The sequence below is a fragment of the Streptomyces sp. NPDC034103 genome (assembly GCF_055575395.1).
In genome coordinates this window covers 83,739-98,321 of the sequence record NZ_JBVISS010000018.1, presented here as the reverse complement: position 1 = coordinate 98,321, position 14,583 = coordinate 83,739, and the positions used below count along the sequence as shown (strand labels likewise).

The following is a 14,583-nucleotide window of genomic DNA, read 5'->3' as shown; positions in this document are numbered from 1 at the left end:
CTCTGGGCGACACGCGGCGGTGTGGGGCGCGCGTCCGTGGGGGGTGCGCGCGTGATCGCGCACACGACCCGGAACGTCGCGTTCCCGTCCCGGGCTGAGTAAAGCGTGGGTGATCTACGCGCGCGGGCCAAGGGAGTTGAGGAGCTGTCAACAAACCTGTCATGTACGCGCAATCAAACGCGCCATGAACATATGCCGCCGGATGGGTGGGGGCGGAAAAGTCTTGGCATGAACACTTCCCGTCAACACGCGTAGTTGCTACGACGGTTGTGGCAGAGATCCTGCTAAAGGGAGGTTCCATGAGACGTTCCCGACTTACCGCTTACGTCACCTCGCTCCTCCTCGCTGTCGGCGCCGCCCTCGCCGGGGCGACCCCCGCGCAGGCCGCGACAGGCCCGTACGTGGCCCTCGGCGACTCCTACTCCTCCGGGGTGGGCGCCGGCAGCTACCTGTCCTCCAGCGGTGACTGCAAGCGCAGCACGAAGGCGTACCCCTACCTCTGGGCCGCCGCCAACTCACCCTCGTCGTTCGCGTTCACGGCTTGCTCCGACGCTCGTACGGGTGATGTTTTGGCGAACCAGCTGACCCCGCTGAACAGCGCCACCGCCCTGGTCACCATCAGCGTCGGCGGCAACGACGCCGGCTTCGCCGACGTCATGACCACCTGCGTGCTCCAGTCCGACAGTTCCTGCCTGTCCCGCGTCAACACCGCCAAGGCGTACGTCGACTCGACGCTGCCCGGCCAACTGGACAACGTCTACTCGGCGATCAGCACCCGGGCCCCCAACGCCGAGGTCGTCGTGCTCGGCTACCCGCGCTTCTACAAGCTCGGCACCAGCTGCGTGGGCCTGTCCGAGACCAAGCGGAAGGCGATCAACGACGCCGCCGACCACCTGGCCGCCGCCCTCGCCAAGCGCGCCGCCGACCACGGCTTCACCTGGGCGGACGTGCGCCCGACCTTCACCGGCCACGAGATCTGCTCCGGCAGCTCCTGGCTGCACAGCCTGAACTGGCTCAGCGTCGGCGACTCGTACCATCCCACCGCCGCCGGCCAGTCGGGTGGCTACCTGCCCGCACTGAACAGCGCGACCTGACCGCTCACCCGCTCGGCGAAAGAGAGGGGGAGACCCCGTCCGTCGGGGTCTCCGTCTCACAGGTCACCGAGAACGGCACCGAGTTGGACGTCACGTGCTCCGGGTCCTGCACCTCGACACTGATGTCGCTCTCGAACGTCCCGCTGTCGTTGCTTGTCGTCGCGACCACCGTGTCCTGCCGGGACGTGCCGCCGCCCGCCGGGAACGACAGCGTCTTCCAGCCGCTGTCCATCACATCGCCGTCCGAGGACACCCAGCGGTAGCGCACCTCGGCCGGCACCCGGCTCACCGTGATCGTCGCGGTGAACGAGGGCGCCTCGGCCTGCGGCGGCGGACAGGCCCCCGAGTACTCCGTGCGCGACCCCTTGAGCGTGGCCTTGACGGTCACCGGCGCCGGCGCGCTCGTCGTGCTCTTCTCCGGGGTGGAAGCGGGCGGCGGCTCCTCGCTCTCCTCGTCGGACGGCGTCGGCGTGGTCTCGCCCGCCGTACGGCTCGTCTCGGGGCTCCCCTCATTGCCCCCGTCGTCATCGCCGTTCAGCAGGGTGTACGTCAGCCCCGCGATCGCCAGCGCCAGCGCGGCGAGGCCCGCGACCAGGACCACGGCGGCCCGGCGGCTGCGGCCCGGGGGCTCGGTGGCCGTCCGGGCGGTCGCGGGCGAGGCGGCCCTCCTGGGCCCCGTCGGGTAGGAGGTCGTCGGCGGTTCCGCGGGATAGGCGGCCGTCGCCGGCGGGTACGGGCCCGGCGGCGGCGCGTCCGCGCGCAGGGTGCCCCCGGCGCCGATGATCCGCAGATCCTGCTCGGCACGGTCGGCCGGCAGCCGCTCCGCGGGGTCCTTGCGCAGCAGGCCCTCGATGACGGGGGTGAGCGGACCGGCCCGGTGCGGGGGCGGCAGCTCCTCGTCCACGATCGCGCGCAGGGTGCTCAGCGGGGTGTTCTGGCGGAACGGGGAATTGCCCTCGACCGCCGCGTACAGCAGCACCCCCAGCGACCACAGATCGGACTCGGGGCCCGGGGTGCGGCCCAGCGCCCGCTCCGGGGCCAGGAACTCGGGCGAGCCGATGACCTCGCCGGTCATCGTGAGCGCCGAGCTGCCCTCGACCATCGCGATCCCGAAGTCGGTGAGCACCACCCGGCCGTCGTTCGACAGCAGCACGTTGGCGGGCTTCACGTCCCGGTGCAGCACCCCCGCCTCGTGCGCGGCGCGCAGCGCGGCCAGGACCTCGGCGCCGATGTGGGCGGCGCGCTGCGGGGACAGGGGGCCCTCCGCGTCCAGGACGTCGGCCAGGGAGACCCCGCGCACCAGCTCCATCACGATCCACGGGCGCCCGTCCTGCGTGGCCACGTCGTACACCGTCACCACGTTGCGGTTCGCGACCCGGGCCGCGGCCCACGCCTCGCGCTCCAGCCGGGCGTACATCCGCTCGACGTCCGCCCCGGCCAGTCCCGAGGGGGCGCGCACCTCCTTCACCGCGACCTCACGGTGCAGCACCTCGTCGCGGGCGCGCCACACGGTCCCCATGCCGCCCTCGCCGAGCGGGGACAGCAGGCGGTAGCGGCCCGCGATCAGACGTTCACTGCCCGGCTCTTCGGACACGGGCGTCCCCCATTCGCAGCTCCGCGTGACTTCGTGTCATTTCTCCCCAAAAGTAACTCAGCCAAGTGCGGATGCCGCCCCCTTGAGCACCAATCCGACTCCGAGCGCCACGACGAGGAACGCGGACATCAGCGGCGCGGACCTGCGGACGAGCACCGTGGCCGGGTGGGTGGTCCAGCGGGGGCGCCGGTCCAGCAGCCGGTTCATTCCGGTACCCAGCCTCACGACGGCGAACCCCGCTGCGGTGAGGGTGAGCGCGAGGCCGACGCCGTACGCGACGACGAGCAGGAAGCCGAACCAGGCCTGCCCCAGCGCCATGGCCCCGACCAGCACGACGACCGCCGAGGGACTCGGGACGAGACCACCGGCGAACCCGAGCAGGATCGTGCCGCGCAGGGTGGGGGCGGTGGAGTGGGTGTGGGTGAACCCGCCGTGCGTGTGCTCGACGGTCTGCGGGTGGGGCGCGTGGTCGCGGGGGCGGGGGTGGTCGTGGCTGTGCGGGGCGGGGGTGGGCGCGGGGGGCCCGGCGGTCGCGTGACTGTGCGCGGACACCAGCACCGGCACGCGTTCGGGCGCCTCGGCGGGCTCGTGGTCGTGGGGGTGACCGTGACCGCCGTCGTCTCCGTGGTCGTGGGTGTGCCCGTGCGCATGCCCGTGGTCGTGGTCGTGGTCATGATCGTGGGGGTGCCCGTGGCCCTGACCCCGCGCGTGCTTCCGCTGGTGCCAGGCCCGTCGTACGAGGGTCAGACCCGCCCCGGTCACCAGCGCCCCGCTCGCGACGCCCAGCCAGGTGATCACCGAGGGCGCCGCGCCCGAGCCCGCCGTGACCAGCAGGCCCAGAGCGACCACGCCCAGGGTGTGGGTGACCGTGACCGACGCGGCGAGCGGCATGACGTCCCTCAGCCGGGCCCTGCCGCCGCGAGCCGTCGCCACCGCCGCCATCAGGGTCTTGCCATGGCCGGGGGCGAGCGCGTGCAGCGCGCCGAGGGCCACCGCGATGAACAGGGCCAGCGCCGCGAAGCCGACGGTGAGGTCGTGGCGGGCCACCAGGGAGTCCAGCGCCCGGGTCCAGCGGTCGGCGCCGCGCGGGAGCACGGACGCCGCCGGCGCGTCCGCACGCTCCTCGGCGAGGGCAGGCCCGCCGGGTCGTACCCGCAGCTCTGCCGTCGTGGTGTCGGCTGGGGAGGACAGCAACTCCTGCGGATACGTGCGCAGTTCACCGGACACGGACGTCCTCGGCACGTCCGAGGCGGTGAGCGTCACGCGGTCGCCGCGCGCGGTGATCTCCCTCCACCCGGGCCCGGAGTCCGCACCGGCGCTGCGAAAGCCCAGGCCGACGGTGGCGCCCTCGGGGAGCGGCGCCGTCAGTTCGCACTCCACGCGCAGGGTGTCGAGCCCCGCCTGCCCGGGCCGCACCCGCGCCACGCCGCTGCGGACCGTCAGGGCCACGCCGCGGCCGTCGACGGTGACCTCGCTGTCCCGGGCGGCCGTCGCGCACCGGTCGGCGGCCCACCCGGTCAGACCCTGCCGCTCGATGTCCGGCTTCGCCTGGGTCGCCGGGATCTCGGCGAGGTCCTCGACGTGGTCGACGCGGAGCCGGCCCGGGGCGGCGACGAGACCGTCGTAGCGGTTGACGGTGAAGTTGCCCAGCGGGTGCGCGCTCGCGTCCTGGGAGGGGAGGAGCACGAGCGCGCAGGCGGCCGTGAGAGCGGCCGCACCGGAGGCGAACAGTCGACGGGACCTCACGCGGCCGCCTCCAGGTCCTTGAGCGCCTCGCGGGCCTCGGCCGCGCCGAGGGGCGAGAAGCCGGGGTTCAGCTTCAGGGCCGCCGCCAGGTGGGTGCGGGCGTCCTTGTCATGGCCGGTGGCGCGTTCGATGACGCCCCGGTGGTAGAGGAACGCGGCGTTGCGGTAGCCGGTCGCGGTGGCCCGGCGGGCGTAGGGCAGGGCTTCGTCGTCCTGGCCGTTGACGTGCAGGGCCCAGGCGAGGGCGTCCGCCGTGTGCACGGTGTGCCGGCGGTCCCACTCGGCGCGGGCCGCGCGCAGGGCCGCCTTCCGGTCACCGTGGTCGGCGGCGGCGAGCGCGGTGTCGAGGTCGGCGTTGACGCCGTTGGCCCGGGCGAGCGCCGTCCAGGCGTCGACGAGGGCGTACTGGTCCTCGGCCTTCGCCCGGTCGCCGCGCTGGTCGTACAGCTCGCCGAGCGCCACGAGCGGGCCCGGCAGCGGGAAGCGGGCGACGACGTCCTCCAGGCCGCGGACCGCCGCCTTCTCGTCGCCGCTCGCGGCCTGGGCGCGGGCCCGGCCCTCCAGAGCGGGGAGGTAGGCGTCGTCGGCGGCCAGAGCCCGCGCGTAGTGGGTGAGCGCGTCCTTGTACTCGCCCTGGTTCCAGGCCAGTTGGCCGAGCTGGGAGGCGACGTACGCGATGTCCCCGGGAGTCGAGGCCGACCTCAGTGCCTGCTTCAGCACCCGCTTGGCCGTGGTCACGTCGCCGCGCAGTTCGTGGACGTACGCGTACCGCGTGAACACCGGGATGCCCGGCCTGCGGGAGTCGGCGGTGTCGGCGGCCTTCGCCGCGTCGGCGTAGCGGCCGAGCTCGACGAGGGCGTCGATACGGGAGGACAGCGCGCGTTCGTTGTAGGGGTTCTGCTCCAGTGTGCGGTCCGCGTACGTCAGGGCGCCGTCGAAGTCGTGCCGGGCGGCGGCGAGGGCGGCCCGGCCGGCGAGGGCCTGCTCGTTGCCGGGCCTGATCCGAAGCGACCGCTTCAGCGCCTGCTCGGCCCGCGGGTAGCGGGAGGGGTCGCCCTGGGTGCGGGCCTGCTCGACGTAGGCGAGCCCGAGGGTGGCCCAGCCGCCGAAGTCCCGCGGCTGGGAGCGGAGATGGGCCTGCAGGGAGGAGACGCTCGCGGCGAGGTCCCCGCCGGAGAGCATCGCCGGTGAGACGGCGCTCGGCGCGGCCGCGACGGACGTGCCGCCCTCGTCGCGCAGGGCGCCGACCGCGATCGAGCCGGCCGTGAGGGCGATGGCCAGCAGAACGGCGGAGCCGCCGAGTCGCACGGCGTGCAGCCGTCGTCCGGCGGTGGCCGTCTCGTCGTCGTTCGTACCCGGGGCCATGGCCCTCTCCTGGAGTTCGGTCGGCTGGATGTGAAGGCGCGGCCCGCGCCGTGGGGGGATGAGTACGCGGGCCGCGCCGGTTCGGGGTGGCCTGGGCCGGGTCGTCTAGTAGGCCCGGGTCCGCATGCGGCGCCACCACATGAGCGCGGCGCCGATCAGCGCGATACCGGCCGCGCCCGCCCCGGCGGAGGCGGCGACCAGCGTGGTGTCGTCCATCCCGGTCGAGGAACCCGCGGGCTGGAGCGCGTCGCCCAGCTGGTTGCGGACGTCGTTGCCGCCGCTCGTCCCCTTGGCCAGCGCGCCACGGGACCCCGCGGTCGGGTTGGCCAGGTACGGGAAGGACTTGCCGAACTTCTTGTCGTTCTTGTCGACCGCGTCGCCCAAGTCGTTCTTGGCGCCGACCAGTTCACCCTCGACGACCTGGAGGGCGGCGTCGAGCACGTCGTCGGAGAGCCGGCGTCCGTTCGGGAAGCCCGCGTTGTCGCCGTCGAGCACACCGAGCCGCTTGGGGTTGTGGGTGGGCTTGATCGAGGTGTTCAGGCGCAGTTCCTCCGCCGGCCGCACGTTCGGCGGCTGGTTGAGGCCCTCGACGCCCTTCAGGAAGACGTCGACCAGGTCGTTGCGCGGCTCGGCGGGCGCCTTGATCTTGTAGATCGCCTCGATGAGCTTCGGCAGCTCGGGGTTGGTCACGTTCTGCAGGAACTGGGCGTCCGCACCGGGCGTGGACGCGTTGAACTTGTCCTTGTCCTTGAGGGGGTTGACGACCTCGTTCACCAGCGGCATGCCCAGCCGCGAGACCTGGCTGTAGTAGCCCTGCGCGTTCTTGCGCTGGGTCGTCGACCAGATGCCCACGACCGGCTGCTCGTGCGACTCGGCGATCATGTCCGTCGGGACCTGGAGGGCGATGGAGTTGACGTTGTAGCCCTTGAGGGTGTCCCGGCCGACCTCGGAGAGATTCCCGCCGTACAGGAGGTCGAAGACCCGCAGGTCCAGGAAGAACGGGTCGTCGGCCTGGCCGGCGAAGGTCGTCGAGCCGCCCGGCAGCTCGTGGACCGCCTCCTTGCGCAGCTTGTTGTAGTCCGGCATCGACGCCTTGCCGACGTTCGACGGCGCCACGGGCACGTCGTCGGCGACCTTCGTCCTCGACACCTCGTGCTGGTTCTTCAGCTTGACGAGGTCGATGTCGTAGGTCTGCGTGATGTTCAGGTCCGGGTCGTCGAGGCTCTCCACCGGCCCGGTGTTGTACAGGAAGGTCTTGTCGTTCTTGACGTGCGTCTTGAACGTGTAGCGGTAGAGCAGGTCGCCCTGCGCGTCACCGTTGTTGTCGATGTGGAGGTCGTACTGGGCGTCCTCGGCGAACGTGAAGAAGTTCGGTCCGCCGGCCGGCTCCTCGAACGGGATCCAGTTCGCGATGATCGTCGTCGTGTCCGGCTTGTCCGGGCTGACGAAGGCGTACACGTCGGTGTTGTCGTACTGCGGGTCCCCGGAGATGAGCGGGGCCTCCCGGTGACTGGAGGCGTTGGCCGCCCCCGGTTCCAGCGCGGCCACGCCGGCTGCTGCGAGCCCCCCGGCGGCCAGCGAAGCGCATATGAGGGTCGCGACGCTCCTGCGCCCCGCACCGCTCCTGGAGTTAGGTGTCATGCCGTCCGTCCTCAGTCCCAGCTTGTCTGACGAACGCTCATTCGGAGCGGCCGGCAGGGTGGATTGGTCGAATCCCAAAGGTTCTTACGGCGGAACGCGGATCATGTTTCATCGATCGGCGACCCGCGTTTTCGGCGATCCGATCCGTAACCCCATCCGGAGGTGTGTGCGTTGCGAATACCTCGCGGGGCGGGACGGCCCAGATGCGGATTGGCGGGAGGGGGAGACGAGGTGGAGGCGGACGAGCTTCTGGTGCTCGTGGCGGGCGGTGACCAGAAGGCATTCGAGGAGCTGTACGGGCTGGTCTCCGGCCCGGTGTACGGGCTGGTGCGCCGGGTGGTGCGGGACCCGGCCCAGTCCGAGGAGGTGGCCCAGGAGGTGCTCCTCGAACTCTGGCGGTCCGCCGCGCGGTTCGACCCCGGCCGGGGCAGCGCCCTGTCCTGGGTCCTCACCCTGGCCCACCGCCGGGCGGTGGACCGGGTGCGCAGTGCCCGCGCGGCCGGCGAGCGCGAGCTGCGGGAGGCCAGGCGGTCCGAGGGCCCCGCCTTCGACCAGGTCACCGAGGAGGTCGAGGCGGGCCTCGAACGCGAGTGGGTGCGCCGGTGCCTGGACCGGCTCACCGAACTCCAGCGCCAGTCCGTCACCCTCGCCTACTACGACGGCTACACGTACCGTGAGGTGGCCGAGCGGCTCTCGCTGCCGCTGGGCACCGTCAAGACCCGCATGCGTGACGGGCTCACCCGGATGCGCGAGTGCCTGGGAGGTGTGGCATGAGCGTTCTCGCCCGGCTGCTCGGCCGCGACGACCCGCACTCGCTGGCCGCGCCCTACGCCCTCGACGCGCTGGAACCCGCCGAACGGGTCCGCTTCGAGAGGCACCTGAAGACCTGTCCGCTCTGCGCCGCCGAGGTCCGCGCCCTGTCCGAGGACGCCGCGCGCCTCGCCTGGTCGACGGTCGCCCCGGCGCCGCCGGCCATGCGCGACCGGGTGCTGGCCGCCGTACGCACCACCGCGCAGGAGCCGGTGCGCGCGCACGAGCCGCAGCTGCCGCCGCACGTGTGGGGCGCCCAGGCGCCGCGCTCACGCGCCCGTGCGCCCCGGGAGCGCCGCCCGCTGTTCGTGCCGTTCGCCACCGCCACGGCGGCCGCCGCTCTCGTGGTCGCCTCCCTGTTCGCGGTACAGGCGAACGACACCCGGGAGCAGTTGAACGCCGAGCGGGCTCAGGCGCGTGAGATCGCCCACGTTCTCGCGGCTCCCGACGCCCGGGCCGGCACCGGCAAGGACGCGCGGGGCCGCGGTATCGGTGTGGTCGCCTCGGCGTCCGAGGGCAGCGCGGTGGTCACGCTCAGCGGATACGACGACATCCCGGGCGACCGCGTCAACCAGCTGTGGCTCATGCGCCCCGGCGCACAACCGCGCTCCCTCGGGCTCTTCGCCGCCGACACGCCCTTGGTCGCCACCGGTCTCGACCCGTCAGGGACGTCACTGGCTGTAACCGTCGAGCCGGACGGGGGTTCGGCGCAGCCCACTACGCAGCCGGTTGTCCAACTCGCCCTGAAATCGGTTGGATTCGGAGAGTAACCGAGGAGGGGTCGTCAACGCCCTTACGGGGAAGGTGAATCCTGTGACCGCGATACACGAGTGCCCCATGAGGGCGATAGGGTTACCCTGCCCGGGCCGGGTGGACTCGTACGGGTGGGGAGTGACATGGAACAGATAACAGTGCGCAGCAGGGCGCGGGTCCCTGCGATCACCTGCGGGAGCAGCGCGACCAGTTCGCGTCTCGACCGGCATCTCGCGGTGCTGGGGGGGCCTGCCGTCCCGCAGCGGGAGGCGGCGGAGGCGACCTCGCTGATGCGTGAGCTGACCGCCCGTGAGCCCGCGCAGCGCAGCGACAGGGGTGCGCGCGTCCGTCGCGTCTCGCTCTTCGCGCCGCTGCGTCGCCTGCGCCGGTCGCTGTTCGGCGGGCACTAGCCCGCACGCTCAGGCGTTTTTTGACCCGCGCCCGGTCGGCCGTGCCGCTCCGGCGTCACGCCGCGCCTTGTCGTCCGTCATCCCCACGGCAGGCGGCAGCGCCAGGCACGTCCACCGTGCGCGGGTACACCACCACTCCACCCCGCTCCAATCCATCGGCAGGGCACGGCAGTTGGGGCACAGGCGCCCCGACGTCACATTCGGCGAACATCAGTTCAGCGCACGTCGGTTCCTCGCGGCGCGCCGGTTCACTCCAGGCCGGTCGCCCGGTCCCCGTGCCCCTGGGGGGCCAGTGCCGCGGCAGGCAAGGTCCGCCCCGGCGCGACGCCCGGCACTAGATGAGCCCCAGTTGGCCCTCCGGCCCCTCCTCGTGGTGGTCCAGTACCGAGGCGGGCCTTCGTGCCGTCTCCGGTACCGGGAACACCCCCGCCCCGCGCAGCTCCGCCGCGGTGATCCGCGAGGCCACCGTCAACTCGCTCTGGCGCTGCGCCACTTCCGCGACCAGGGCCAGCACCGTGATCAGTTCCAGCAGCTCAGAGGTCCAGGTCTGGGGCCAGGTCGGCGGGCGGATCGCGGCCAGCGTGCCCGGTTCCGGCTCGGCGGTGCGGGTCGTGAACCACTCCTCCAGGACCCGCACACCGCTCACCTCGAAGTCCCAGGCCTCCGGCGGCACCGGGGAGACGCGGCCCTCGTCGAGGTGGAGGGTCTCCGCGTCGCGGTCGTAGTGCAGAGAGAGGGGGCGGGGCGGGAGCGGGGCGCGGACGTAGGGGCGGCGGCCGCCCGGGAGCCTGGGACGGTCGCCGTCGCGGCGCATCAGCCACAGCAGACGGTGGCCGAGTTCGGTGCCCCGGTCCCAGAGTTCGGGGTCGTCGGTGAGGGGGACGGTGAGGTCGGGGCGGACGGCGGTGAGGGTCCACGCCAGGACGTCCGCCGGGTCGACGGGCCGGTCGAGCCGCTCGCCGAGATACGCCGGCAGGCCCGGCGCCAGGTTCGGTTCCTCGGCGTCCGGCCTTCGGTACAGCGGGCGGATCCGGCCGGGGCGGAGCAGGGGGAGCAGGGAGGTGGCGATCAGCACCGGGCCGGCGCCACCGGCGGTCTCCGCCACGAAGATCTGGCGGTCGTCCGCGACCCGCCACAACTCGGGCCGGGCGGTGTCGATCAGCCGGTGGTCGGGGATCAGCCACTGCTCGTCGAACGGGGCGCGCAGGACGCGTACCGGCTCGGGACAGGGCCCGGCGGCGCGGGCGAGTCTCTCGGTACCGCCCGGCTGCCCCGGCAACTGCCCGACCGCCGAGCGCAGGGTGCGTGAGCGCGTCGGCTCGAACAGGGCCTCCCGGTCGGGCCCCTCGGCCTTCAACAGGGCGTCCCAGCGGGCCTTCAGGGATGCCGCGTCGGGGCCCGTCGGCCACCCCCGGCCGAGCCGCGGCGGTGCGACGGACCACGGCATGAGGTCCGCCAGCAGCGGAGCGTCGTCGTGCGTCACGCTGGGCATCGTACGACCTGTCGCCGGCCCGCGGGTCAGGTGGCGTCCAGCGTCACCGTGAAGGAGAAGCGGTCGCCGCGGTAGTGGATGACCGCCGCGTCCAGCACCCGGCCCGCCGTGTCGTAGGTGACGCCCGTGTAGCGCAGGATCGGGCTGAGCAGCGGGACTTCCAGCAGCCGGGCGGTCTCCGGGTCCGCGAGCCGCGCCTCCACGGTGTCCGTGATGCGGCTGATGTCCGCCCCGACGATGTCCCGCAACACCTTGGTCATCGGCCAGCGGACCAGGTCCTCCGGGTCGATACGGGCGGCGAGTTCGGGGCGGACCCAGTTGCGGGCGTGGTTGGTCGGCTCGCCGGTCTTCTCCTCGCCGCGCAGCCGGTGGTACGTCGCCAGCTCCCTGATGTCCGGGAAGTACTCGGCGAGTTCCCCGGGGACCGGGCCGCGGCCGTGCTCCAGCAGTTGTGTGACCATCCCCGACTGCTGGGCCACGATCGCGTCCACCGAGCCGAGCAGCCGCACCGGCGCGGCCCGGAGCGCGTGCGGCTCGATGAACGTGCCCCGTCGGCGGTGGCGGGTGATCAGCCCCTCGTCCTCCAACTCCTTCAGCGCCTGCCTCATGGTCAGCACGCTCACCCCGTAGTGGCCCGCCAACTGCTCCTCGGTGGGCAGCCGCAGCGGTTCCTCGGGCGAGCGGCCGAGTATCGAGGCGCGCAGCGACTGCGAGACCTGGTACCAGAGCGGCAGCTTGCGGTTCAGGACGATCGAGTCCGGGGCGAAGGAGGTCACGGGTCAATCCGTACCGGTCGTCGCCGATCAGTGCAACGGAGCGAGCGGAAGGGGCGCCGGTGTCGAGAGCGCGAGCGCGCGGAGGCCCGAAGGGTCGAGCACGGTCGTGGACTCGACACCGGCTTTGGCGCCCCGTAGACGAACGAGGTCATGAAGGCGCGCGGAAGTGACGCTCCAGCCCCCGCCACACGTCGTCGTAGTGCCGTTGCAGATGGTCCGCCTGGGCCGCGTGCGCGGTGAGCGTCACCGGCCAGCGGGTCTCGAACATGAACGCCAGCCCGTCGTCCACCTTCTGCGGCTCCAGCTCGGCCGTGCTCGCCCGGTCGAACGTCTCCCGGTCCGGACCGTGCGCCGACATCATGTTGTGCAGCGAGCCGCCGCCGGGGACGAAACCCTCCGCCTTCGCGTCGTAGGCGCCCTCGATCAGGCCCATGTACTCGCTCATCACGTTCCGGTGGAAGTACGGCGGCCGGAAGGTGTCCTCGCCCACCAGCCAGCGCGGCGCGAAGACGACGAAGTCCACACCCGCCAAGCCCGGGGTGTCCGACGGGGACGTCAGCACCGTGAAGATCGACGGGTCGGGATGGTCGTACGAGATGGACCCGATGACGTTGAAACGGCGCAGGTCGTAGACGTACGGGACGTGGTTGCCGTGCCAGGCGACCACGTCGAGCGGGGAGTGGTCGTAGGTGGCCGTCCAGAGGTTGCCGCAGAACTTGTTGACCACCTCGACCGGGCCGTCGACGTCCTCGTACGCGGCGACCGGGGCCTTGAAGTCCCGTGCGTTGGCGAGGCCGTTGGCGCCGATCGGGCCGAGGTCGGGGAGTTGGAAGGGGGCGCCGTAGTTCTCGCAGACATAGCCGCGCGCGGAGGCGTCGAGGAGTTCCACGCGGAAGCGGACGCCGCGGGGGATCAGGGCGACATGGCCGGGCTCGGCGTGCAGCAGGCCGAACTCGGTGCGCAGCAGCAGGCCGCCCTGTTCGGGGACGATCAGCAGTTCGCCGTCGGCGTCGCTGAAGACGCGGTCCATGGAGTCGGTGGCGTGGTAGAGATGCACGGCCATGCCGGTGCGCTGGGTCGTGTCGCCGTTGCCGCCGAGGGTCCACAGGCCGGCCAGGAAGTCGGTGCCCTCGACCGGCTCCGGCAGGGGGTTCCAGCGCAGCCGGTTCGGGTCGGGCACGGACTCGGTGAAGGGCGCCGAACGGATCCAGCCATTGTGCGTGTGCGTGAACGCCGGGTGGGCGGCCGACGGGCGGATCCGGTACACCCAGGACCGGCGGTTGTGCGCGCGGGGCTCGGTGAACGCCGAGCCGCTGAGCTGTTCCGCGTAGAGGCCGAGAGGTGCGCGCTGCGGTGCGTTGCGGCCCTCGGGCAGCGCGCCGGGGACGGCCTCCGAGCTGTGCTCGTTGCCGAAACCGGAGAGGTAGGCCAGCCCTTCCGCGGTCTTCCGCGCTCCGCCACGCTCGAACCCGCTCGCGCGGGAGGTGCCCCCATCGCTCATGATCGCTCCCTTGCGACTCTGATTCCTATGTATCACCGTAGGATTGCGGTTTCGGTGGCGCAAGGGGGTTCCGGGAGCGGGTTGTGAGGGCGGGCCTCCTCATCAGGGAGGAGGAGAACCAGACTCCAGGTGGATTCGAGGTTCGGAACATTGTTCTAGTCTCCCGGGCATGTCGTGGACGCGGACGCTGCCGGCCGCGCTCGCGGTCTGTGTCCTGCTGCTGACCGGAACCGCGAGCTGTGGATTCGGTGATGCGCACAAGGAGCAGGAGGGGGCGGTGTCGCCGACCCCCGTGGGCAAGGTGCTGGACGACACCGACGAGGACGGCCGGCACTACCGGGAGGTCGACGGTGAGGACGCCCCCGAGGTGGGCATCGAGGTGCAGCCCGACACCGACGACGGCTGGGACGTCCGCCTGACCGTGCGCAACTTCCGCTTCTCCCCGCCGGGCGCGAAGCCGAAGGCGGCGGAGGGCCGCGGTCTGGTGTACCTCTTCGTGGACGGCAGGCTCGTCTCCCGGCTGCGCAGCCCCGACTGCCACATCCCGGGCAAGCTCGTCCCCCGCGGCACGCACACCGTCACCGCACGGCTGCACGCCGACGACGGCACCGTGTGGGCTGTCGAAGGCGAGCCCGTCGAGAGCGCGGCCGACATCACCGCCTCCGGCGCGCAGGCCTCACCGCAGACCACGTCCGGGCCCTCCGCGCTGAGTGCGCCGGCCACCCTCGCGCGTACCGGGGGGCGAGGTTCACCGGACCGCGGCGGACAGGCATCATGATGCCCGTGCCCCACGCGACATCGCTACGCCGAGCGCCCGTGCAGCGGCGCAGCGCCGAACGGCTGACCAGGATCCTCGACGCCTGCGCCGACCTCCTCGACGAGGTCGGCTACGACGACCTCAGCACCCGGGGCGTCGCCCAGCGCGCGGGCGTGCCCATCGGCTCCGTCTACCGCTTCTTCGGCAACAAACGGCAGATGGTCGACTCCCTCGCCCAGCGCAACCTCGAACGCTTCACGGCCCGGGTCGCCGAACGCCTCGAGGAGACGCCGGACGGCGGCTGGCGCTCGGCCATGGACGCCGTCCTCGACGAGTACCTCGCCATGAAACGCACCGCCCCCGGCTTCTCCCTCGTCGACTTCGGCAACCAGATCCCGGTCGGCGCCCGCCACGCCGAACCCAACCACCGCGTCGCCGACCGCCTCACCGACCTCCTCTCCGGATACCTGCGCCGCGCGCCGGACGACGACCTGCGCCGCACCTTCCTCATCGCCGTGGAAACCGCCGACACCCTCGTCCACCTCGCCTTCCGCGTGGCCCCGGAGGGGGACGCGAAGATCATCGGGGAGGCCCGGGAGATGTTGCGGGCGTATCTGGCACGCGTGCTGGACTGACCGCGCCTCG

At 72.4% G+C, this 14,583-nt stretch carries 13 protein-coding genes; 6 read left to right on the top strand and 7 right to left on the bottom strand.

Annotated elements, in window-relative coordinates:
• Window positions 1–299 precede the first annotated feature (299 nt).
• A complete protein-coding gene (locus ACZ56U_RS34050) occupies window positions 300–1,094 on the top strand; it encodes an SGNH/GDSL hydrolase family protein (RefSeq protein ID WP_469087781.1) in 795 nt (264 codons plus the stop codon).
• Window positions 1,095–1,098: 4 nt separating this feature from the next.
• On the opposite strand, the gene ACZ56U_RS34045 is transcribed toward ACZ56U_RS34050, so the two are convergent.
• From ACZ56U_RS34045 to ACZ56U_RS34030, 4 genes are all read right to left on the bottom strand, one after another.
• Window positions 1,099–2,688 carry a serine/threonine-protein kinase gene (locus ACZ56U_RS34045; protein ID WP_469087780.1) on the bottom strand — a complete coding sequence of 530 codons (1,590 nt, stop codon included), beginning with the start codon at window positions 2,686–2,688 and terminating at the stop codon, window positions 1,099–1,101.
• A 57-nt stretch (window positions 2,689–2,745) separates the two neighbouring features.
• The gene (locus tag ACZ56U_RS34040; RefSeq protein ID WP_469087779.1) at window positions 2,746–4,434 is read right to left on the bottom strand and encodes a nickel/cobalt transporter; all 1,689 of its coding nucleotides are present in this window, start codon (window positions 4,432–4,434) and stop codon (window positions 2,746–2,748) included.
• Window positions 4,431–5,798, bottom strand: coding sequence for a tetratricopeptide repeat protein (locus tag ACZ56U_RS34035; protein ID WP_469087778.1), 1,368 nt, complete (start codon window positions 5,796–5,798; stop codon window positions 4,431–4,433). Before ACZ56U_RS34035 ends, ACZ56U_RS34040 begins: the two co-directional genes overlap by 4 nt.
• A 105-nt stretch (window positions 5,799–5,903) precedes the next feature.
• Window positions 5,904–7,439 carry a DUF4331 domain-containing protein gene (locus tag ACZ56U_RS34030; protein WP_469087777.1) on the bottom strand — a complete coding sequence of 512 codons (1,536 nt, stop codon included), beginning with the start codon at window positions 7,437–7,439 and terminating at the stop codon, window positions 5,904–5,906.
• 231 nt (window positions 7,440–7,670) lie between these two features.
• On the opposite strand from ACZ56U_RS34030, the gene ACZ56U_RS34025 reads away from it, so the two are divergent.
• The 3 genes from ACZ56U_RS34025 (at window position 7,671) to ACZ56U_RS34015 (ending at window position 9,412) form a co-directional block, all read left to right on the top strand.
• Complete coding sequence (locus tag ACZ56U_RS34025) at window positions 7,671–8,213, top strand: sigma-70 family RNA polymerase sigma factor (protein WP_469087776.1); 543 nt, start codon at window positions 7,671–7,673, stop codon at window positions 8,211–8,213.
• Window positions 8,210–9,019: an anti-sigma factor gene (locus ACZ56U_RS34020; RefSeq protein WP_469087775.1), complete on the top strand. Its 810-nt coding sequence runs from the start codon at window positions 8,210–8,212 to the stop codon at window positions 9,017–9,019. Before ACZ56U_RS34025 ends, ACZ56U_RS34020 begins: the two co-directional genes overlap by 4 nt.
• Before the next feature lie 126 nt (window positions 9,020–9,145).
• Window positions 9,146–9,412 carry a hypothetical protein gene (locus tag ACZ56U_RS34015; RefSeq protein ID WP_469087774.1) on the top strand — a complete coding sequence of 89 codons (267 nt, stop codon included), beginning with the start codon at window positions 9,146–9,148 and terminating at the stop codon, window positions 9,410–9,412.
• Between the two features lie 334 nt (window positions 9,413–9,746).
• Here ACZ56U_RS34015 and ACZ56U_RS34010 read toward each other — a convergent pair whose 3' ends face one another.
• The 3 genes from ACZ56U_RS34010 to hmgA all read right to left on the bottom strand — a co-directional run bounded on the left by ACZ56U_RS34010 (window position 9,747) and on the right by hmgA (window position 13,181).
• A complete protein-coding gene (locus tag ACZ56U_RS34010; RefSeq protein WP_469087773.1) occupies window positions 9,747–10,904 on the bottom strand; it encodes a type ISP restriction/modification enzyme in 1,158 nt (385 codons plus the stop codon).
• Window positions 10,905–10,930: 26 nt separating this feature from the next.
• Window positions 10,931–11,680: a GntR family transcriptional regulator gene (locus ACZ56U_RS34005; RefSeq protein ID WP_469087772.1), complete on the bottom strand. Its 750-nt coding sequence runs from the start codon at window positions 11,678–11,680 to the stop codon at window positions 10,931–10,933.
• A 148-nt stretch (window positions 11,681–11,828) separates the two neighbouring features.
• Window positions 11,829–13,181, bottom strand: coding sequence for a homogentisate 1,2-dioxygenase (gene hmgA / locus ACZ56U_RS34000; protein WP_469087771.1), 1,353 nt, complete (start codon window positions 13,179–13,181; stop codon window positions 11,829–11,831).
• Between the two features lie 169 nt (window positions 13,182–13,350).
• Here hmgA and ACZ56U_RS33995 point away from each other — a divergent pair, with 169 nt between their 5' ends.
• Window positions 13,351–13,959, top strand: a complete 609-nt coding sequence (locus ACZ56U_RS33995; RefSeq protein ID WP_469087770.1) for a hypothetical protein — start codon at window positions 13,351–13,353, stop codon at window positions 13,957–13,959.
• Complete coding sequence (locus ACZ56U_RS33990; protein ID WP_469087769.1) at window positions 13,956–14,573, top strand: TetR/AcrR family transcriptional regulator; 618 nt, start codon at window positions 13,956–13,958, stop codon at window positions 14,571–14,573. The genes ACZ56U_RS33995 and ACZ56U_RS33990 overlap by 4 nt, the downstream gene beginning before the upstream one ends.
• Window positions 14,574–14,583 lie beyond the last annotated feature (10 nt).